The sequence below is a fragment of the Pseudomonas sp. FYR_5 genome (assembly GCF_043106315.1).
Lineage (GTDB): Bacteria > Pseudomonadota > Gammaproteobacteria > Pseudomonadales > Pseudomonadaceae > Aquipseudomonas > Aquipseudomonas putida_Y.
In genome coordinates this window covers 1-21,481 of the sequence record NZ_JBICMK010000066.1, presented here as the reverse complement: position 1 = coordinate 21,481, position 21,481 = coordinate 1, and the positions used below count along the sequence as shown (strand labels likewise).

The window sequence follows — 21,481 nt, the reverse complement described above, 5'->3', positions numbered from 1 at the left end:
GGAGCGGGCTTGCCCGCGAAGGGCTGCAACGCAGCCCCGGTACCCTCAGCCTAAAAGCTGGCGCAACACCTCGGCAAACGCCCGCCCGCTTTCTTCTTCTTGCGCATGCCGCCCCTGGCGCACCACCCACTGCCCATTCACCATCACATCGCGTACCTGGCGATCGCCGCCGGCAAACAGCCAGCGGTTGAGAATGGCGTCACCCTCCGCCATGGCGATGTACGGGTCCTGCCCATCGAGCACCAGCCAATCGGCGCGCTTGCCCACCGCCAGCTCGCCGACCGCCTGCCCCAGCGCCTGCGCACCACCGGCCAGCGCCGCGTCATACAGCGTGCGCCCGACCATCGGCTGGTCGCCGCGATACAGGCGGTTGCGCCGTTGATCCCGCAGGCGCTGACCATATTCCAGCCAACGCAGTTCCTCCACCACGCTTAACGACACATGGCTGTCCGAGCCAATACCCATGCGCCCGCCCTGTGCCAGGAAATCCACTGCCGGGAAAGTCCCGTCGCCCAGGTTGGCTTCGGTGGTCAGGCACAACCCGGCCACCGCGCCGCTGCGGGCCATGGCAGTTACTTCGTCCGGTTCGGCATGGGTAGCGTGTACCAGGCACCAGCGGCGGTCCACGTCTACGTGCTCATACAGCCACTGCAGCGGGCGCAGGCCGCTCCAGGCCAGGCAGTCGTCGACTTCCTTCTGCTGTTCGGCGATGTGGATATGCACCGGGCACTGCCTGTCGCTGGCCGCCAGCACTTCGGCGATCTGCCCAGGCGTGACCGCCCTCAGCGAGTGGAAGCACAGGCCCAGGTGCTGCGCGGGTTGCGCGGCCAGCAGCGGGGCGAGTTGCGCTTGCAACTGCAGGTACTGTTCAGTGGAGTTGATGAAGCGCCGCTGCCCGTCGTTCGGCGCCTGGCCGCCAAAGCCTGCATGGCTGTACAGCACCGGCAGCAAGGTCAGGCCAATGCCGCTATCGGCCGCAGCCGCGCTGATGCGGAGCGACAGTTCGGCCGGGTCGGCGTAGGGCTTGCCAGCCTGGTCGTGGTGCACGTAATGGAATTCGGCCACCGAGGTGTAGCCGGCCTTGAGCATCTCGATGTACAACTGGCGGGCGATGACCTGAAGCTGCTGTGGGCTGATCTGCCCGACCAGGCGATACATCAGCTCGCGCCAGGTCCAGAAACTGTCGTTGGGGTTGCCGGCAACTTCCGCCAGGCCTGCCATGGCGCGCTGGAAGGCATGTGAGTGCAGGTTGGGCATGCCGGGCAGCAGCGGGCCGGCCAGGCGCTCGGCGCCTTCGGCCGAAGCGCCTGGCGCGATGCTGGCCACATGGCCATCGCTGGCGACCTCGATACGCACATGGCTGGCCCAGCCCGTAGGTAGCAGGGCGCGTTCGGCGAAGTAGGCAGACATCGGTGGAATCCTGTTATTGTTAACTTGTATATACATATACAGGCGTTTGCCTGCCGGGTAAACTGCGGCAAGCTACCGCTCATTTCATTTGCACAAGGATCCATCGCCGTGCCGACACCTCCTGTCTCCGCGCTGGTTGCCCAGATGGGCGAGGGCCCGGCGCCGCTCTACGCCCGGGTCAAACAGATGATCATCCAGCAGATCGACAACGGCAGCTGGCCACCGCATCACCGGGTACCCTCCGAGAGCGAGCTGGTCAACGAGCTGGGCTTCAGCCGCATGACCATCAACCGCGCCCTGCGTGAACTCACCGCCGAAGGCCTGCTGGTGCGCATGCAAGGGGTCGGTACCTTCGTGGCCGAGCCCAAGGGCCGTTCGGCGCTGTTCGAGGTCAACAACATCGCTGACGAAATCGCCGCGCGTGGCCATCAGCACAGCTGCCAGGTGATCACGCTTGCCGAAGAAGCGGCCGGCTCCGAACGGGCGCTGGCTCTGGACATGCGTGAAGGTCAGCGGGTGTTCCATTCGCTGATTGTGCATTTCGAGAATGGCGTGCCGGTGCAGATCGAGGACCGTTACGTCAACGCGGCCATCGCCCCCGACTACCTCAAGCAGGACTTTACTCGGCAGACGCCTTACGCCTACCTGTCCCAGGTGGCGCCGTTGACCGAAGGCGAGCACGTGGTCGAGGCGATCCTGGCCGAGCCGGAAGAATGCCGCCTGTTGCAGATCGAGCAGGGCGAGCCTTGCCTGCTGATTCGTCGTCGCACCTGGTCCGGTCGTCAGCCGGTGACCGCTGCACGGCTGATCCACCCCGGTTCCCGTCATCGCCTGGAAGGACGTTTCAGCAAATGAGTCAGCTGCAGTTGATGCGTGCGCACGATTACCCGCGCATGCCGTGGAAGAACGGTGGCGGTTTCACCGAAGAGATTACCCGCGACAGTGGCGAGGGCCTGGACGGTTTTGGCTGGCGTCTGTCGATTGCCGATATCGAGGAGTCGGGCGGCTTTTCCGCCTTCGTCGGTTACCAACGGATCATCACCGTGCTGCAGGGCGACGGCATGCGGCTGCTGGTCGACGGCCAGGCCAGCCGGCCATTGCTGGCGTTCGATGCGTTTGCCTTCAGCGGCGAGAACCAGGTCAGCTGCAAGTTGCTGGGCGGGCCGATCCGCGATTTCAATCTGATCTATTCGCCGCAGCGATATCGGGCGCGGTTGCAGTGGCTGGATGGCACCAGCCGGGTGTACAGCTCGGCGTCGACGGTGTTGTTGTTTGCTGCCTGCAGCCTGGTCGAAGTCACTATTTCCGGGCGCGAGACGCAGCGGTTGGGGTTGTTCGACTGCTTGCGGCTGGATGGCAATGACGAATTGCTTGGGCTGGAGGTTCAGGGGCGGTTCTGCCTGATCGAACTGATTGAGTGCTGAGGGTCTGGCTGTAGGTTTTTATCGCCTGTGAGATCGAGCGCCGCCAGGTGTCCGCCTCGACACATTCTGCGCCTGTGAGATCGAGCGCCGCCCGCGCGGCGCTTCGCGGGTAAACCCGCTCCTACGTTTGTTTCAGGCCAGTCCATCCTGTGCCTGGCGCGCGCGACCGCCTTTTTGGTACGACGCGATATCGAGATAGGCACCAAGGCGTTCGCGCGCAAATCCCACAGGTATAATTGGCCCGAAACAAACGTAGGAGCGGGTTTACCCGCGAAGCGCCGCGCGGGCGGCGCTCGATCTACGCACCGCCGCAGAACTTAAGCCGGACCGGCGCTCGATCTACGCACCGCCGCAGAACTCAAGCCGGACCGGCGCTCGCTTTACCCCCAAGAAGTCAAGGTAGGAACGGCAAGGTCCGATTATTTTGGTTGTCCATGCTTGTACATACAAGTAAAGGTGTGTTTGTATATTGACCACGACATACCCGCCCGCGGACGACCGCAGAGGACCTTTCCCGTGACCGACAACAACAAATACCGTGACGTTGAAATCCGTGCCCCACGTGGCAACAAGCTGACCGCCAAAAGCTGGCTGACCGAAGCGCCACTGCGCATGCTGATGAACAACCTCGATCCACAGGTCGCGGAAAACCCGAAAGAGCTGGTGGTATATGGCGGTATCGGCCGCGCTGCGCGCAACTGGGCCTGCTACGACAAGATCGTTGAAACCCTGACCCGCCTGGAAGACGACGAAACCCTGCTGGTGCAGTCGGGCAAGCCGGTCGGTGTGTTCAAGACCCACAGCAACGCACCGCGCGTCCTGATCGCCAACTCCAACCTGGTGCCGCACTGGGCCAACTGGGAACACTTCAACGAACTGGACGCCAAGGGCCTGGCCATGTACGGCCAGATGACCGCCGGCAGCTGGATCTACATCGGCAGCCAGGGCATCGTCCAGGGCACCTATGAAACCTTCGTCGAAGCCGGTCGCCAGCACTACGGCGGCAGCCTGAAAGGCAAGTGGGTACTCACCGCTGGCCTGGGCGGCATGGGCGGCGCGCAGCCACTGGCCGCGACCCTGGCCGGGGCTTGCTCGCTGAACATCGAATGCCAGCAGAGCCGCATCGACTTCCGCCTGGAAACCCGCTACGTCGACGAGCAGGCCACTGACCTCGACGACGCCCTGGCACGCATCGCCAGGTACACCGCCGAAGGCAAGGCCATCTCCATCGCCCTGCACGGCAACGCCGCCGAAATCCTCCCAGAACTGGTCAAACGTGGCGTGCGCCCGGACATGGTCACCGACCAGACCAGCGCCCACGACCCACTCAACGGCTACCTGCCTGCCGGCTGGACCTGGGAGCAGTACCGCGACCGTGCGCAGACCGAACCGGCTGCAGTGGTCAAGGCCGCCAAACAGTCGATGGCCGTGCACGTACAGGCCATGCTGGACTTCCAGAAGCAGGGCATCCCGACCTTCGACTACGGCAACAACATCCGCCAGATGGCCAAGGAAGAGGGCGTGGCCAATGCCTTCGACTTCCCAGGCTTCGTCCCGGCCTACATCCGCCCACTGTTCTGCCGCGGTGTCGGCCCGTTCCGCTGGGCGGCGCTGTCCGGTGAAGCCGAGGACATCTACAAGACCGACGCCAAGGTCAAGGAACTGATCCCTGACGACGCCCACCTGCACCGCTGGCTGGACATGGCCCGCGAGCGCATCAGCTTCCAGGGCCTGCCGGCACGTATCTGCTGGGTGGGTCTGGGCCTTCGCGCCAAGCTGGGCCTGGCCTTCAACGAAATGGTCCGCAGCGGCGAGCTGTCGGCACCGGTGGTGATCGGCCGTGACCACCTCGATTCCGGCTCGGTATCCAGCCCGAACCGCGAAACCGAGGCCATGCGTGATGGTTCGGACGCTGTTTCCGACTGGCCGCTGCTCAACGCCCTGCTGAACACCGCAGGTGGAGCCACCTGGGTGTCGCTGCACCATGGCGGTGGCGTGGGCATGGGCTTCTCGCAGCACTCGGGCATGGTCATCGTCTGCGACGGTACCGATGAGGCCGCCGAGCGCATCGCCCGGGTACTGACCAATGACCCAGGGACAGGCGTCATGCGCCACGCCGATGCCGGTTACGACATCGCCATCGATTGCGCCAAGGAGCAGGGCCTGGACCTGCCGATGATCACTGGTTGATCGCCTCGCTTTGGACCGCACCCCACAAGGGGTGATACTGAACAACAAGAAGGAGCGCGCAGGCACCTGGATACGGGCCTGCGGCTCTACGCGATTGGAGTAGCAAAGTGACCGAACTCACCCTCAAGCCTGGCACCCTGACCCTGGCCCAGCTGCGTGCGATTCACGCCGCGCCCGTGCGCCTGCAACTAGATGCCAGCGCCGCGCCGGCCATCGACGCCAGCGTCGCCTGCGTCGAACAGATCATTGCCGAAGACCGCACTGCCTATGGCATCAACACCGGTTTCGGCCTGCTGGCCTCGACCCGCATCGCCAGCCATGACCTGGAAAACCTGCAGCGTTCGCTGGTGCTGTCCCACGCCGCCGGCATCGGCGCGCCGCTGGATGACGACCTGGTGCGGTTGATCATGGTGCTGAAGATCAACAGCCTCAGCCGTGGCTTCTCCGGCATCCGCCGCAAAGTCATCGACGCGCTGATTGCCTTGGTCAACGCCGAAGTCTACCCGCACATCCCGCTGAAAGGCTCGGTAGGCGCCTCCGGTGACCTTGCACCGCTGGCGCATATGTCGCTGGTGCTGCTGGGCGAAGGCAAGGCCCGCTACAAGGGCCAGTGGCTGCCGGCCACCGAAGCCTTGGCGATTGCCGGCCTTGAACCGCTGACCCTGGCCGCCAAAGAGGGCCTGGCCCTGCTCAATGGGACTCAGGCTTCCACCGCCTATGCCTTGCGTGGCCTGTTCCAGGCCGAAGACCTGTATGCCGCAGCCATCGCCTGCGGCGGCCTGAGCGTCGAAGCTGCGCTGGGTTCGCGTTCGCCGTTCGATGCGCGTGTCCACGAAGTGCGTGGCCAGCGTGGCCAGATTGACACCGCGGCCTGCTTCCGCGACCTGCTGGGCGACTCCAGTGAAGTGTCGCTGTCGCACAAGAACTGCGACAAGGTCCAGGACCCGTACTCGCTGCGCTGCCAGCCGCAGGTCATGGGTGCCTGCCTGACCCAGCTGCGCCAGGCCGCCGAGGTACTGGGCATCGAAGCCAACGCCGTGTCGGACAACCCGCTGGTGTTCGCTGCCGAAGGTGATGTGATCTCCGGCGGCAATTTCCACGCCGAACCGGTGGCCATGGCCGCCGACAACCTGGCCCTGGCCATCGCTGAAATCGGCTCGCTCAGCGAGCGCCGCATCTCGCTGATGATGGACAAGCACATGTCCCAGCTGCCGCCGTTCCTGGTAGAAAACGGCGGGGTCAACTCCGGCTTCATGATCGCCCAGGTCACCGCTGCCGCCCTGGCCAGCGAGAACAAGGCATTGTCGCACCCGCACAGCGTCGACAGCCTGCCAACTTCGGCCAACCAGGAAGACCACGTGTCGATGGCCCCGGCGGCCGGCAAGCGCCTGTGGGAAATGGCCGAAAACACCCGTGGCGTGCTGGCCATCGAATGGCTGGGCGCTTGCCAGGGCCTGGACCTGCGCAAAGGCCTGAAGACTTCGGCCAAACTGGAGCAGGCGCGCCAGGCGCTGCGCAGCGAGGTGCCGCACTACGACCGTGACCGTTTCTTCGCGCCGGATATCGAGAAGGCCGTGGAACTGTTGGCCAAGGGTAGTCTGACCGGCTTGCTGCCGACGGGTGTGCTGCCAAGCCTGTGATGCCCCTTGGGGCCGCTTGGCGGCCCTTCGCGGGCAAGCCCGCTCCTACACAAATTGCGATAGGCAAATCCATGTAGGAGCGGGCCTGCCCGTGAATGGGCTGCGCAGCAGCCCCTCAATCTCACGACCACAAAAACAATTCAAGGACGTGACATGCAACAAGCTCAAGGTCTCAAGCGCGGGTTAAGTGCCCGCCACATCCGTTTCATGGCCCTTGGCTCCGCCATCGGCACCGGCCTGTTCTACGGCTCGGCCTCGGCCATCCAGATGGCAGGCCCGGCCGTGCTGCTGGCCTACCTGATCGGCGGCGCTGCCGTGTTCATGGTCATGCGCGCCCTTGGCGAAATGGCCGTGCACAACCCGGTGGCCGGCTCCTTCGGCCACTACGCCACGACCTACCTCGGCCCAATGGCTGGCTTCATCCTCGGCTGGACCTACGCTTTCGAGATGGTCATCGTCGCCATCGCCGACGTCACCGCGTTCGGTATCTACATGGGCTTCTGGTTCCCGGAGGTAGCCCGCTGGATCTGGGTGCTGGGCATCGTTTTCCTGATCGGCGGCCTCAACCTGTGCAACGTCAAGGTATTCGGCGAAATGGAATTCTGGCTGTCGCTGCTCAAGGTCGGCGCCATCGTGGCGATGATCCTGGCCGGCCTCGGCATCATGGCCTTCGGTTTCAGCCAGGTGGGTACCGGGCATGCCGTGGGCATGAGCAACCTGTTCGACCATGGCGGCTTCATGCCTAACGGCGTGGGTGGCTTGATTGCGTCGTTTGCCGTGGTGATGTTCGCCTTCGGCGGTATCGAGATCATCGGGGTCACCGCCGGTGAGGCAAAGGACCCGCAGCGCGTCATTCCCAAAGCAATCAACGCGGTGCCGCTGCGTATCCTGCTGTTCTACGTGCTTACCCTGTTCGTGCTGATGTGCCTGTACCCCTGGCCGCAGATCGGCAGCCAGGGCAGCCCGTTCGTGCAGATCTTCAGCAACCTGGGCATCGGCTCTGCCGCTGCCGTGCTGAACGTCGTGGTGATTTCCGCTGCCATCTCTGCCATCAACAGCGACATCTTTGGTGCTGGCCGCATGATGTATGGCCTGGCCCAGCAAGGCCACGCCCCGCGCGGTTTCAGCAAGTTGTCGAAGCATGGCGTACCGTGGATGACCGTCGTGGTGATGGGCGCTGCGCTGTTGATCGGCGTATTGCTCAACTACCTGATCCCGGAAAATGTGTTCCTGCTGATTGCCTCGATCGCCACCTTCGCCACGGTGTGGGTGTGGCTGATGATCCTGCTCACCCAGGTAGCCATGCGCCGCAGCATGAGCCGCGAGCAAGTGGCCCAGCTCAAGTTTCCGGTTCCGTTCTGGCCATACGGCCCGGCCATGGCCATTGCATTCATGGTGTTCATCTTTGGCGTGCTCGGCTACTTCCCGGACACCCAGGCGGCATTGATCGTCGGCGTGCTCTGGGTGGTGTTCCTGGTGGCGTCCTACCTGCTGTGGTGCAAGCCGCGCGCAGGGCAGGGCCAGCCGGTAGCGGAGCCGGCCGAGCTGCACCGCTAGCATAGGAGATTGTGCATGAGAACCCTCTGGCAGCATTGCCATGTTGCAACCATGGCCGACGGCCGCTACTCGGCCATCGAGGATGCGGCGATCGTCACCAGCGCCGGGCTGATCGAGTGGATAGGCCCGCGCGCCGAGCTGGCGCCCGTCGAAGCTGACCGCACGGTTGACCTGGGTGGTGCCTGGGTCACCCCTGGGCTGATCGACTGCCACACCCATGCGGTGTTCGGCGGCAACCGCAGCGGCGAGTTCGAGCAGCGCCTGCAGGGCGTGAGCTATGCCGAAATCGCCGCACAGGGTGGCGGTATCGCCAGCACTGTGCGGGCTACCCGTGCGGCCAGCGAAGACGAGTTGTTCGCCAGTGCTCGCCAGCGCGTTCAGGCACTGATGCGCGATGGCGTGACCACCATCGAGGTCAAGTCCGGCTACGGCCTGGACCTGGCCAACGAGCGCAAGATGCTGCGAGTGGCCCGGCGCCTGGCTGACGAGCTGCCGCTGACGGTGCGTGCCACGTGCCTGGCAGCGCACGCTTTGCCCCCGGAGTACGCAGCCCGGGCCGATGACTACATCGCGCACATCTGTGATGAAATGTTGCCGGCCCTGGCCGCCGAAGGCCTGGTAGATGCGGTGGATGCCTTCTGCGAACACCTCGCGTTCTCGCCGGCCCAGGTCGAGCGACTGTTCATCAAGGCACGCGAACTGGGCCTGCCGGTCAAGCTGCATGCCGAACAGCTGTCATCGTTGCACGGCTCAAGCCTGGCCGCGCGTTACCAGGCACTGTCGGCTGACCACCTGGAGTTCATGACAGAGGAAGACGCCATGGCCATGGCAAACGCCGGCACAGTCGCCGTGCTGCTGCCGGGAGCCTTCTACTTTCTGCGTGAAACCCAGCTGCCGCCAATGGATGCATTGCGTCGGCACGGGGTGAAGATTGCCCTGGCCAGCGACCTTAACCCCGGCACCTCGCCAGGGTTGTCGCTACGGTTGATGCTGAACATGGGCTGCACCTGCTTCCGCATGACGCCGGAAGAGGCCCTGGCCGGCGTTACGGTCCACGCTGCCACGGCGCTGGGCCTGGGTGACAGCCACGGCTCGCTGCAAGTGGGCAAGGTGGCCGACTTCGTCGCCTGGCAGATCGAACGCCCCGCCGACCTGGCCTACTGGCTGGGTGGCGACCTGCCCAAGCGTGTAGTGCGCATGGGCCATGAAATCTCCAACTGAGCGAGGCACGATGGACAAGGTACTGAGTTTTCACCAAGGTCGCCTGCCGCTGCTGATCAGCATGCCGCACGCTGGCCTGCGCCTGAGCGATGCCGTGCGCGACGGCCTGGTCGACCAGGCGCAAAGCTTGCCGGACACCGACTGGCACATCCCGCAGCTGTACGACTTTGCCCGTGACATGGGCGCCAGCGTGGTGGCTGCAGAGTATTCACGCTTCGTCATCGACCTGAACCGGCCGGACGACGACAAGCCACTGTACGCCGGCGCCACCACGGGCTTGTACCCGGCGACGTTGTTCGGTGGCGAACCCCTGTTCAAGGATGGGCTGGCGCCGTCTGGCGAAGAACGTAAACGCTATCTGGAGCAGATCTGGCGTCCTTATCACGCCACCATTCGTCGTGAACTGGACCGCTTGCGTGAGCAGTTTGGCTATGCGCTGCTGTGGGATGCCCATTCGATCCGTTCGCTGATCCCGCACCTGTTCGATGGCAAGTTGCCGGACTTCAACCTGGGTACTTTCAACGGCGCCAGTTGCGATCCGGCACTGGCTGAGCGGCTGCAGGGTGTGTGCGCCGGGATGCAAGGTTACAGCCATGTGCTCAACGGTCGGTTCAAAGGCGGGTACATCACCCGGCATTATGGCGACCCGGCCAACCATATCCATGCTGTGCAACTGGAGCTGGCGCAAAGCACCTATATGGAGGAAGTCGAGCCGTTTTCCTACCGGGAAAACCTGGCGCAACCGACGCAAGCGGTCTTGAAGCAGCTGCTGCAAGCGCTGCTGGCTTGGGGTGATGAGCGTTACAGACGTTGAGTGGAGGAGGCGACGCTATCGGCGTCGCCAGGCATCGTGACGGGCAGTGGCTGGAAATCGGCGCAATGGTCAATTCGCGCCGTTCGAACGCGTCAGCAAGGACGGTGCTGAAAGCGCAATTCAGGTTTATGATGGCCCACGGCCGAATAATCCTCACACGGAGTGCGCAATGCAGACCCTCTACCCGCAGATCAAACCCTACGCCCGGCACGATCTGGCCGTGGAAGCGCCGCATGTGCTTTATGTCGACGAAAGCGGCTCGCCGGAAGGTCTGCCCGTGGTGTTCATCCACGGAGGCCCGGGCGCTGGCTGCGACGCCCAGAGCCGCTGCTACTTTGACCCCAACCTGTACCGCATCATCACCTTCGACCAGCGCGGCTGTGGCCGCTCCACGCCCCATGCGAGCCTGGAGAACAACACCACCTGGCACCTGGTCGAAGACCTGGAGCGTATTCGCGAACACCTTGGCATAGACAAGTGGGTGCTGTTTGGTGGCTCTTGGGGCTCGACCCTGGCCCTGGCCTACGCTCAGGCTCACCCCGAACGTGTGCATGGCCTGATCCTGCGTGGCATCTTCCTGTGCCGGCCGCAGGAAATCGAGTGGTTCTACCAGGAAGGCGCCAGCCGCCTGTTCCCCGACTACTGGCAGGACTACATCGCACCGATTCCACCGGAGGAGCGCGACGATCTGGTCAGGGCCTTCCACAAGCGCCTGACCGGTAACGACCAGATCGCCCAGATGCACGCCGCCAAGGCGTGGTCCACCTGGGAAGGCCGTACCGCCACCCTGCGTCCCAACCCGCTGGTGGTCGACCGGTTTTCCGAACCGCAGCGGGCGCTGTCGATCGCTCGCATCGAATGCCACTACTTCATGAACAACGCCTTCCTCGAACCAGACCAGCTGATCCGTGATCTGCCCAAGATCGCCCACTTGCCGGCGGTGATCGTGCATGGGCGCTACGATGTGATCTGCCCACTGGACAACGCCTGGGCGTTGCACCAGGCCTGGCCGAACAGTGAGCTGAAAGTGATCCGTGACGCCGGTCACGCGGCTTCCGAGCCTGGCATCACCGATGCCCTGGTGCGTGCCGCCGACCAGATGGCCCGACGCCTGCTCGACCTGCCCCTGGAAGAAGCATGAAGGGCCTGTTGCAGCGCGTGCGCGGTGCGCGGGTTGAGGTGGCGGGGGAGGTGGTCGGTGCCATCGACCAGGGGTTGCTGGTGCTGGTGGCGGTCGAGCCTGACGATTCCCGCGAACAGGCCGATAAGCTGTTGCACAAGCTGCTGAACTACCGTGTATTCAGTGACGAGCAGGGCAAGATGAACCTGTCGCTCAAGGATGTCGGGGGTGGCCTGCTACTGGTGTCACAGTTCACTTTGGCGGCCGACACCCGCAACGGCATGCGCCCAAGCTTCTCGACAGCGGCGCCACCGGCCCTCGGCGCCGAGTTGTTCGACTATCTTTTGCAACAGGCAAAGGCTCAGCACGCCGACGTGGCCAGCGGCCGCTTCGGTGCGGACATGCAGGTGCACCTGGTCAATGATGGCCCTGTAACATTTATGTTACAAATATGAGGTCAAAAACCCCTTTGTTCGCAGGAAAACAAGGGGTTTTGTACGATAAATAGTTGCTCCAGCCTGATGCGTTGTCACGCAACCTGCTGGATAATCGCGCGCTGCATGGACCTGCGTTCGCAGGTCCGTTTCACTCTGACTCGAGCATTGTCTGGATCCGTTTGGGGAATCATTACGCCCTCACGGGGTCCGAACAGTGCTCGCCAACCCGGCATTTGTCGCTGGCCGTTGGTTTCATGATCTGTTTTCGGCGAGGGTTGCTCGTGATTGTTAGTCCCCAAAAAGCATCAAGAATCCCCGGCGTTCGGCTGCGCAAGGCGCTGATGGCCAGTGTGGCTATGGTTGGCCTGATGAGCGCGGGCCAGCTGTGGGCATTCAATCTTGACGATGTTGCAGCCAAGGCAAAGGATCTGGCCGGCCAGAAGTACGACGCACCAAAAAGCAACCTGCCGGCCGTGTTCCGCGACATGAAGTTTGCGGACTACCAGAAAATCCGGTTCCTGCAGGAAAAGGCCGAGTGGGCCAAGGACAAGACTCCGTTCAAACTGTCGTTCTATCATCAGGGCATGCACTTTGACACCCCGGTGAAAATCAACGAGGTCACCGCCACCAAGGTCCGGGAAATCAAGTACGACCCGGACCGCTTCGAGTTCGGTGACGTGCCGCACGACCCGGAAACCACCAAAAACCTCGGTTACGCCGGTTTCCGCGTGCTGTACCCGATCAACAAGGCTGACAAGCAGGACGAGATCATGACCCTGCTTGGCGCCAGCTATTTCCGCGTAGTCGGCAAGGGCCATGTGTACGGCCTGTCTGCCCGTGGCCTGGCCATCGACACCGCACTGCCATCGGGCGAAGAGTTCCCGCGCTTCACCGAGTTCTGGGTTGAAAAACCCAAGCCAGCCGACAAGCACCTGGTGATCTACGCGCTGCTGGATTCGCCGCGCTCCACCGGCGCCTACAAGCTGATCCTGCGTCCGGGCAACGATACCGTGGTCGACGTGCAGTCCCGCGTGTTCCTGCGTGAGCATGTCAGCCGCTTGGGCATTGCGCCGCTGACCAGCATGTACCTGTTCGGCCCCAATCAGCCGTCCAAGGTGCTCAACTACCGCCCGGCACTGCACGATTCCGAAGGCCTGTCGATTCACGCCGGCAATGGCGAGTGGCTGTGGCGCCCGCTGAACAACCCGAAACACCTGGCCGTGAGCAACTTCAGCGTCGAGAACCCGCGTGGTTTCGGCCTGATGCAGCGTCAGCGCGCGTTCAGCGACTACGAAGATCTCGACGACAACTACCAGAAGCGCCCAAGCGCCTGGATCGAGCCGAAGGGTGACTGGGGCAAGGGTAGCGTGGACCTGGTCGAAATCCCGACCGCCGACGAGACCAACGACAACATCGTGGCCTTCTGGAGCCCGGAGAAACTGCCGGAGCCAGGTAAACCGTTCGAGTACGCCTACCGTATGCACTGGACCATTGACGAGCCGAAGTTCCAGGCCCCTGATCTGGGCTGGGTCAAGCAGACCCTGCGTTCCACCGGTGACGTCAAACAATCCAACCTGATCCGCCAGCCAGACGGCAGTGTGGCGTTCCTGGTCGACTTCGCCGGCCCGGCCCTGGCCGCCCTGCCGGAAGACACCGCCGTGCGTAGCCAGATCAGCGTGGGCGACAATGCCGAGGTGGTCGAGAACAATCTGCGCTATAACCCTGAGACCAAGGGCTGGCGCCTGACCCTGCGCTTGAAGGTCAAGGAAGCCAACAAATTGACCGAAATGCGTGCCGCGCTGGTGCGTGATGTACCGGTCGAGCCCGCCAAGCCTGCCCAGGACGCCAAGCAGGACAAGGCCGCAGCCAAGCATGCCAAGGCCGAGAAAGCCGTCAAGGCCGAACAACCTGCCGCCGATGCGGCGTCCACCAACGGGGCACCGGCCACCACCGAGAAGGTGTTGACCGAGACCTGGAGCTATCAGTTGCCTGCCGATGAGTAACTCAAGCGCAAGGCCGGAGTCGCTTGGCGAGTACCTGGCCCACCTACCTCTGACCGACGAGCAGCGGGCTGAACTTGCCAGCTGCACTTCGTTCAGTGAGCTGCACCAACGCTTGGCGGCCAAACCGGCCGCCAGCTCTGCCGAGGCCGTGCAGGCCTCGGTGGGCCCGCGCCTGACCGTGGGCAGCGCCGCCGAACTTGAAGACGCCGAAATGCTCGGCGTCGATGGCAGCGGCCGCCTGTGCCTGAAGATTGCCCCGCCGATCAAGCGCACCAAGGTTGTGCCCGAGCCGTGGCGCACCAATGTGTTGATCCGCATGTGGCGACGCATGACCGGCCGCACCAACGCCCCGCAGCCGCCCAAACGCGAACTGCCACCGGCCCGCTGGCGCACGGTCGGCTCGATCCGCCGTTACATCCTGCTGGCGCTGATGATCGGCCAGACTATCGTCGCCGGCTGGTACATGAAAGGCATCCTGCCGTATCAGGGCTGGTCGTTCGTCGACCTCGACGAAATCCTCAGCCAGTCGCTGTGGGACACGGTGGTGCAGGTGTGGCCGTATGCCCTGCAGACTTCCATCCTGATCCTCTTCGGCATCCTGTTCTGCTGGGTGTCGGCGGGCTTCTGGACCGCGCTGATGGGCTTCCTCGAGCTGCTCACCGGGCGCGACAAATACAAGATTTCGGGCAGCAGTGCAGGCAACGAGCCGATCGCGCCCGAGGCGCGCACCGCGCTGGTGATGCCGATCTGCAACGAAGACGTGCCGCGGGTGTTCGCCGGCCTGCGCGCAACGTTCGAGTCGGTGGCCGCCAGCGGCAACCTCGACCGTTTCGACTTCTTTGTGCTCAGCGACACCAACGACACTGACATTGCCGTGGCCGAGCAACAGGCCTGGCTGGATGTGTGCCGCGAAACCAAAGGCTTTGGTCGCATCTTCTACCGCCGCCGTCGGCGCCGGGTGAAGCGCAAGAGCGGCAACCTCGACGACTTCTGCCGTCGCTGGGGTGGCGAGTACAAGTATATGGTTGTACTCGACGCCGACAGTGTCATGAGCGGCGAGTGCCTGAGCAGCCTGGTGCGCCTGATGGAGGCCAACCCGGACGCCGGCATCATCCAGACCGGGCCGAAAGCCTCGGGCATGGACACCCTGTATGCACGTATGCAGCAGTTCGCTACCCGCGTGTACGGCCCACTGTTCACTGCCGGTCTGCACTTCTGGCAGTTGGGTGAGTCGCACTACTGGGGCCACAATGCGATCATCCGCATGAAGCCGTTCATCGAGCACTGCGCCCTGGCGCCGTTGCCGGGCAAGGGCGCGTTCGCCGGTGCCATCCTTTCCCATGACTTCGTCGAAGCTGCGCTGATGCGCCGTGCCGGCTGGGGCGTGTGGATTGCCTACGACTTGCCGGGCAGCTACGAAGAACTGCCGCCAAACCTGCTCGACGAGCTCAAGCGCGACCGCCGCTGGTGCCACGGCAACCTGATGAACTTCCGCCTGTTCCTGGTCAAGGGCATGCACCCGGTTCACCGTGCGGTGTTCCTCACGGGGGTGATGTCTTACCTGTCGGCGCCGCTGTGGTTCCTGTTCCTGGTGCTGTCGACAGCACTGTTGGCGACCAACACGCTGATGGAGCCGCAGTATTTCATCGAGCCGTACCAGCTTTACCCGCTGTGGCCGCAGTGGCACCCGGAGAAGGCTGTGGCGCTGTTCTCCACCACCATCGTGCTGCTGTTCTTGCCCAAGCTGCTTAGCGTCATCCTGATCTGGGCCAAGGGCGCCGTCGAGTTCGGTGGGCGAGTCAAGGTCACCTTGTCGATGCTGATGGAGATGCTGTTCTCCATGTTGCTGGCACCGGTCCGCATGATCTTCCACACCCGCTTCGTGCTGGCCGCGTTCCTCGGCTGGGCTGCGACCTGGAATTCGCCGCAGCGTGACGACGACTCCACGCCGTGGGGCGAAGCCGTGCGCCGGCATGGCCCGCAGACGCTGCTGGGCATTGCCTGGGCCGCACTGGTGGCGTGGTTGAACCCGAGCTTCCTGTGGTGGCTGGCGCCTATCGTCGGTTCGCTGGTGCTGTCGATCCCGGTATCGGTGATTTCCAGCCGCACCCGCCTGGGCCTGGCGGCCAAGGACGAGAAGCTGTTCCTCATCCCCGAGGAATACGCCACCCCACAAGAGCTGCTGGCGACCGACCAGTACACCCACGAAAACCGCTGGCATGCCTTGCATGATGGCTTCGTGCGGGCCGTGGTCGACCCGCGGCAGAATGCCCTGGCCTGCGCCATGGCCACTGCCCGCCATGGCCAGGCGGCACCGATCGAAGCGTTGCGTGCCGAGCGCGTTGCCAAGGCGATTGAAGTCGGGCCGAAAGGCCTGGACCTCAATACGCGCCTGGCCCTGCTCAGCGATCCGGTGGCACTGAGCCGCCTGCACGAGCAGGTGTGGGCCGAGCACAATGCGGCATGGATCGATGTGTGGCGTGCGTCGATCAACAATGACCCGCATTCGCCGCTGTTGCCGTTGCATCCGGAAAACGCAGGCCAACCGAGCCTCGTCGGCGCCTGATCGGGCCTGTTCGCGGCGGATCGACGCCCCGATGGACCTGATCCTAAAGGGTACCTGACAGGGCCTCTTCGCGGGTGAACCCGCTCCTACCAGGGATACGCATTCCCTTGTAGGAGCGGGTTCACCCGCGAAGCTTTTTGCCCTAGCCCCCCATTTTGGCCAACAAAGTCCCCCCGCGGCTCTAGGTCCTCGGGCCGCCATGCGTTAGCATCCCTCTCCGATACGACGCTTCGGCCAGTACGGCCGTGCCAACACAATAAGATTCGCTACTTTTATTGCTAGGGGACTTGGTGATGATCAAGAAATACCTTTCGCGACTGCTGGTCGGTGTGACCGCCCTGGTCGCCGTGACTGCGGCCCAGGCGGGCGCCATCGATGACGCGGTCAAGCGCGGCACCCTGCGGGTGGGCATGGACCCGACTTACATGCCGTTCCAGATGACCAACAAACGTGGCGAAATCATCGGCTTCGAAGTCGATATCCTCAAGGCCATGGCCAAGTCCATGGGCGTCAAGTTCGAGGCTGTGTCCACCGCCTATGACGGCATCATCCCGGCCCTGCTGACCGACAAGTTCGACATGATCGGCAGCGGCATGACCCTGACCCAGGAGCGCAACCTGCGTCTGAACTTCAGCGAACCCTTCATCGTGGTTGGTCAGACCCTGCTGATCCGCAAGGAACTGGCTGGCGAGATCAAGTCGTACAAAGACCTGAACAACGAGAAGTACCGCCTCACTTCCAAGCTGGGCACCACAGGTGAAATGGTCGCCAGGAAGCTGATCAGCAAAGCCAAGTACCACGGCTACGACAACGAACAGGAAGCGGTCATGGACGTGGTCAACGGCAAGGCTGACGCCTTTGTCTATGACGCACCGTACAACGTGGTGGCGGTAGATAAAGCCGGCGCCGGCAAGCTGCTGTTCCTCGACGAGCCCTTCACCTACGAGCCGCTGGCCTTCGGCCTGAAGAAGGGCGACTACGACAGCATCAACTTCATCAACAACTTCCTGCACCAGATCAAGCACGACGGGACCTACGATCGTATTCACGACAAGTGGTTCAAGAACAAGGACTGGCTGAAGGAAATGGAATAAGGCCCAGGCCACAAGCCCGGCTTTATGACCCCGACGCGCAGGCAAACCCTGCGCGTTCGCATTTACGGAAGTACCCCACGTGATCAAACACAAGAAAGCCCAGTGGCCCTGGCATGGGTTGACCGCCCTGGTCCTGGTGGGCCTGGCGCTCAGCCTTTACATGGCCACCTCGATGATTTCCTACGAGTGGCGCTGGAACCGCGTACCGCAGTACTTCGCCTACAAGGCCGAGGACGCACAACGCGCTGCCGGTTACGGCACTGTGCAGGAAATCGTCATCTCCGGTGACAACGCCCGCGTCACGCTGAAGGATGAAAGTGGTGCCGAGCAAGTGCTCGATGTGGCCAAGGACAGCCTGCAACTCAGCCGCGGCGACGATGTTGCCGAAGGCGACCAGATTGGCGTAACCCGCCACTGGGCCGCTGGCCCGCTTGCGTGGGGCCTGTGGACCACCTTGTGGATCTCGGTGGTGTCCGGGGCGCTGGGCCTGGTGATCGGCCTGTTCGCCGGATTGTGCCGGTTGTCCAACAACCCGACCCTGCGCGACCTGTCGACCGTGTATGTCGAACTGGTGCGCGGCACGCCGCTGCTGGTACAGATCTTCATCTTCTACTTCTTCATCGGCACCGTGCTCAACCTGTCCCGCGAGTTTGCCGGGGTGGCGGCACTGGCATTGTTCACCGGTGCTTACGTGGCTGAGATCGTCCGTGCTGGCGTGCAGTCGATCGCCAAGGGCCAGAACGAGGCTGCGCGGTCGCTGGGCCTGAACGCTGGCCAGTCGATGCGCCATGTGATTCTGCCGCAGGCGTTCAAGCGCGTGCTGCCGCCCCTGGCCGGCCAGTTCATCAGCCTGGTCAAGGACACCTCGCTGGTGTCGGTGATCGCCATCACCGAACTGACCAAGAGTGGCCGTGAGGCCATCACCACCTCGTTCTCAACCTTCGAGATCTGGTTCTGCGTGGCAGGCCTGTACCTGCTGATCAACCTGCCGCTGTCGCACATTGCCAGCCGGCTCGAGCGGAGGCTTGCGCAAAGTGATTGAAGTCCGTGACCTGCTGAAAGTCTTCGACACCCGTGGCCAGGTGGTAAGGGCTGTGGATAACGTCACCACTCAGGTCGCCAAGGGCGAAGTGGTGGTGGTGCTCGGCCCGTCGGGGTCGGGCAAGTCGACGTTCCTGCGCTGCCTCAACGGCCTGGAGCATTTCGATCAAGGCCATGTGGCCATCGATGGCCTGCAACTGGCCGACCCCAAGACCGACATCAATGCCTATCGCCGCGAAGTCGGCATGGTGTTTCAGCATTTCAACCTGTTTCCGCACATGACCGTGCTGGAAAACCTGTGCCTGGCGCAGAAGGTGGTGCGCAAGCGCAACAAGGCTGACCGCGAGGCCAAGGCCCGGGCGCTGCTGGAAAAGGTCGGTATTGCGCAGAAGGCCAACGAATTCCCGTCCCGGCTTTCCGGCGGTCAGCAGCAGCGGGTAGCGATTGCCCGAGCCCTGGCCATGGACCCGAAAGTGATGCTGTTCGACGAGCCGACCTCAGCGCTCGACCCGGAAATGGTCGGTGAGGTGCTGGACGTGATGAAGACCCTGGCCCAGGAAGGCATGACCATGGTTTGCGTCACCCACGAAATGGGCTTTGCCCGTGAAGTGGCCGACCGCGTGCTGTTCTTCGATCACGGCAAACTGCTGGAAGATTCGGCCCCGGCGGCGTTCTTCGCTGCGCCGAAAGACCCGCGTGCGCGGGCATTCCTGCGCCAGGTGCTGTAACCGCGCCGGCTTCTTCACGGGCAAGCCCGCCCCTGCATGTCCATCACTGCCTTGAAGGGGGTGCTGTACCTGTGGGCGCGGGCTTGCCCGCGAAGAGGGCGACGTGATGTCAGATGCTGAACCGCCCCACCATCCCCCGCAATTGCTGCCCCAGATGCTCCAGCTCTCCACTCGAGGCTGCCGTCTGCTCACTGGCCGCACTGGTCTGATCCGAAACATCCCGCACATTGATCACGCTTCGGTTGATCTGCTCGGCCACCACGCTCTGCTCTTCACTGGCGGTGGCGATCTGCTGGTTCATGCCCTGAATGCTCGACACCGTGTCGGTGATCTGGCTCAGCGCGTGCCCGGCTCTACGGCTCAGATCCACGCTCTGTTCGGTCAGGCTCTTGCTGCTGTCCAGCAAACGGGTCACTTCGTCGGTACCGTTGTGCAGACTGTCTATCAGTTGGCCGATCTCCTCGGTCGCCGTCGACGTGCGCTGAGCCAAGCCGCGTACCTCATCGGCCACCACGGCAAAGCCACGCCCGGCTTCACCGGCCCGTGCCGCTTCGATCGCCGCGTTCAGCGCCAGTAGGTTGGTCTGTTCGGACACCGACTTGATCACATCGAGGATGCTGCCAATCCGCTGGCTCTCGCCTGCCAGGTGCTGCATGGCCGCCAGGCAATGGTCCATCTGCCCGGCCAGTTGTTCGATACGGCCGATGGCTTCGGCTACTACCTGGTCACCCACCTGTGCCTGCTGGTCTGCGTTGGTCGCGGCCAGCGAGGCTTGTTCGGCGTTCTGTGCCACTTCCTGCACGGTGGCGCTCATCTGGTTCATGGCAGTGGCCACCTGGTCGGTTTCCTCGCGCTGCTGATTGATGCGCAGCTTGGTGTCTTCGCTACTGGCCGCCAACTGCGTGGCGGCCTGTGACAGCTGACCGACACCCTGATCGATGCCACCGATCAGCTCGCGCAGGCTCAAGGTCATCTCGCGCATGCTGGTTTGCAGCTGGCCCATTTCGTCGCGGCGTTGCACGGTATCAACCTGGCTCAGGTCACCCTTGGCGATGCGGGCGGCCACAGCCAGCGTCTGGCGCAGCGGCTGGGTGATCTGCAAGGTGATCAGCCAGGCGGCCAGCGCCCCTACCACCATTGCCAGCAGTGCCACACTGGTCAGCAGCGACCGGGCGGCCAGGGCCTCACTGTCGCGTTGCTCGACCTTGCGTTTGCCCAGTTCGAGGCTCACCGTTCGCAGCTCGTTGCCCATGTTTTCCATGTTGTTCTGCAACTGCTCGACACGTACGGCGGCGCGGCGGTACTGATCCAGGCTGGCGCGGTACTTGCTCAGCTCGACACCGGGTTGCTCACTGATGGCGCGTGGCAAGCCCAGCGGCGCAAGGCCTTCAAGCAGTTGCGCAAGGCTACTGTCGGCGGCGTCCAGGGCGTTATCACCGACTTTGGCAAAATCCTCGACCGGGACGAAGGTGTAGGCTGGAACCAGGCTTTGCTGATTGGCACCTTCGACATGCCGGCTGAGGGTATCCATCAGGCCCAGCACACCACTTTGCTGACTGTCGTCAGGCATTTTCAGCAAGGCCTGGGTCTGCAGTTCGTCAATTGCCTCGCTGAGTGCATGCTCCTGCGACTGCAGGGCTTCGCGCAGGGCTACACGGCTGGCGACGCTGCGCTGCAGTTCGCTGAAGTTGTCGCGCAGGCTCTGCAACAATGCCATTTTTTCTGTCAGCAACTGCCGTGACTCATCGACGTTGCTGCGTTGCTGCAGGGTGGTCAGCATGCTGTTGAGCTGGTCGAGGATGTTGCTGATGCGCGCTCTGCTGGCATCGTCGTTGAGCACGCGGTAGGTGATGCGTTCCGCGCGCAGGTCTTTTGTCAGGTCGTTGATCAGGCCTATTTCGCTGAGTTGCTGTGAGCGCACGATGGCACCATCCAGGGCACGCCAGCCGGTGATGGTGGTGGCCAGGGTGAGCAGCAGGACCACGGCGAAGCCGAGGGCCAGCTTGGCGGCGACACTGATGTTGCCGAGCTTGCGGTTGAGGGAGCCAAGCATGGGGAATCTCCGAGCGAGTGAGAGAAAGGATGCAGGCGCATGGCTGGCATCACATCTCTGCCCATCGGCTGCGGAGCTGTAGGACTTGACCTGATAATCAAGTAGGAAATTTCGCCGCGAACAGTAGGATACATAGGAGCGGGTTTGCCCGCGAATACGGTGGCGGCGGCAACGGCGAGCGGC

General features: G+C 63.3%; 16 protein-coding genes and 1 pseudogene. 14 read left to right on the top strand and 3 right to left on the bottom strand.

Going from position 1 to position 21,481, the window contains the following annotated elements; genetic code table 11:
• Window positions 1-45: 45 nt before the first annotated feature.
• Complete coding sequence (locus tag ACF8RA_RS10605) at window positions 46-1,410, bottom strand: formimidoylglutamate deiminase (RefSeq protein WP_392519151.1); 1,365 nt, start codon at window positions 1,408-1,410, stop codon at window positions 46-48.
• A gap of 144 nt (window positions 1,411-1,554) precedes the next feature.
• Between ACF8RA_RS10605 and hutC the strand changes: the two genes are divergently transcribed.
• The 14 genes from hutC (at window position 1,555) to ACF8RA_RS10535 (ending at window position 19,245) form a co-directional block, all read left to right on the top strand.
• A complete protein-coding gene (gene hutC, locus ACF8RA_RS10600; protein WP_176684829.1) occupies window positions 1,555-2,265 on the top strand; it encodes a histidine utilization repressor in 711 nt (236 codons plus the stop codon).
• Window positions 2,262-2,834 (top strand): HutD family protein, encoded by a 573-nt coding sequence (locus ACF8RA_RS10595; protein WP_392519150.1) that lies wholly within the window; start codon window positions 2,262-2,264, stop codon window positions 2,832-2,834. The genes hutC and ACF8RA_RS10595 overlap by 4 nt, the downstream gene beginning before the upstream one ends.
• A gap of 516 nt (window positions 2,835-3,350) precedes the next feature.
• Entirely contained in the window at window positions 3,351-5,024 is a 1,674-nt protein-coding gene (gene hutU / locus ACF8RA_RS10590; RefSeq protein ID WP_176684818.1) for a urocanate hydratase, read from the top strand.
• A gap of 107 nt (window positions 5,025-5,131) precedes the next feature.
• Window positions 5,132-6,664, top strand: a complete 1,533-nt coding sequence (gene hutH / locus ACF8RA_RS10585; protein WP_176684819.1) for a histidine ammonia-lyase — start codon at window positions 5,132-5,134, stop codon at window positions 6,662-6,664.
• A 153-nt stretch (window positions 6,665-6,817) separates the two neighbouring features.
• The gene (locus ACF8RA_RS10580) at window positions 6,818-8,221 is read left to right on the top strand and encodes an amino acid permease (protein WP_176684820.1); all 1,404 of its coding nucleotides are present in this window, start codon (window positions 6,818-6,820) and stop codon (window positions 8,219-8,221) included.
• Window positions 8,222-8,236: 15 nt separating this feature from the next.
• Window positions 8,237-9,442, top strand: a complete 1,206-nt coding sequence (hutI, locus tag ACF8RA_RS10575; protein WP_053870496.1) for an imidazolonepropionase — start codon at window positions 8,237-8,239, stop codon at window positions 9,440-9,442.
• Window positions 9,443-9,452: 10 nt separating this feature from the next.
• Window positions 9,453-10,256, top strand: coding sequence for an N-formylglutamate deformylase (gene hutG, locus ACF8RA_RS10570; protein ID WP_392519149.1), 804 nt, complete (start codon window positions 9,453-9,455; stop codon window positions 10,254-10,256).
• 169 nt (window positions 10,257-10,425) lie between these two features.
• A complete protein-coding gene (pip, locus tag ACF8RA_RS10565; protein ID WP_252461015.1) occupies window positions 10,426-11,397 on the top strand; it encodes a prolyl aminopeptidase in 972 nt (323 codons plus the stop codon).
• The gene (dtd, locus tag ACF8RA_RS10560) at window positions 11,394-11,831 is read left to right on the top strand and encodes a D-aminoacyl-tRNA deacylase (RefSeq protein WP_176684823.1); all 438 of its coding nucleotides are present in this window, start codon (window positions 11,394-11,396) and stop codon (window positions 11,829-11,831) included. Before pip ends, dtd begins: the two co-directional genes overlap by 4 nt.
• A 263-nt stretch (window positions 11,832-12,094) precedes the next feature.
• The gene (locus tag ACF8RA_RS10555) at window positions 12,095-13,816 is read left to right on the top strand and encodes a glucan biosynthesis protein G (RefSeq protein ID WP_392460880.1); all 1,722 of its coding nucleotides are present in this window, start codon (window positions 12,095-12,097) and stop codon (window positions 13,814-13,816) included.
• Window positions 13,809-16,382 (top strand): glucans biosynthesis glucosyltransferase MdoH, encoded by a 2,574-nt coding sequence (gene mdoH, locus ACF8RA_RS10550; RefSeq protein ID WP_176684824.1) that lies wholly within the window; start codon window positions 13,809-13,811, stop codon window positions 16,380-16,382. The genes ACF8RA_RS10555 and mdoH overlap by 8 nt, the downstream gene beginning before the upstream one ends.
• Window positions 16,383-16,678: 296 nt before the next feature.
• Window positions 16,679-17,476 carry a transporter substrate-binding domain-containing protein gene (locus ACF8RA_RS10545; protein WP_033730273.1) on the top strand — a complete coding sequence of 266 codons (798 nt, stop codon included), beginning with the start codon at window positions 16,679-16,681 and terminating at the stop codon, window positions 17,474-17,476.
• Between the two features lie 79 nt (window positions 17,477-17,555).
• The gene (locus ACF8RA_RS10540; protein WP_209969536.1) at window positions 17,556-18,518 is read left to right on the top strand and encodes an amino acid ABC transporter permease; all 963 of its coding nucleotides are present in this window, start codon (window positions 17,556-17,558) and stop codon (window positions 18,516-18,518) included.
• Complete coding sequence (locus tag ACF8RA_RS10535; protein WP_392519158.1) at window positions 18,511-19,245, top strand: amino acid ABC transporter ATP-binding protein; 735 nt, start codon at window positions 18,511-18,513, stop codon at window positions 19,243-19,245. The genes ACF8RA_RS10540 and ACF8RA_RS10535 overlap by 8 nt, the downstream gene beginning before the upstream one ends.
• Window positions 19,246-19,354: 109 nt before the next feature.
• On the opposite strand, the gene ACF8RA_RS10530 is transcribed toward ACF8RA_RS10535, so the two are convergent.
• Complete coding sequence (locus ACF8RA_RS10530; RefSeq protein WP_392514121.1) at window positions 19,355-20,059, bottom strand: methyl-accepting chemotaxis protein; 705 nt, start codon at window positions 20,057-20,059, stop codon at window positions 19,355-19,357.
• A 198-nt stretch (window positions 20,060-20,257) separates the two neighbouring features.
• Window positions 20,258-21,298: pseudogene (locus ACF8RA_RS10525) on the bottom strand (methyl-accepting chemotaxis protein); the annotation flags it as partial.
• Between the last annotated feature and the right edge of the window lie 183 nt (window positions 21,299-21,481).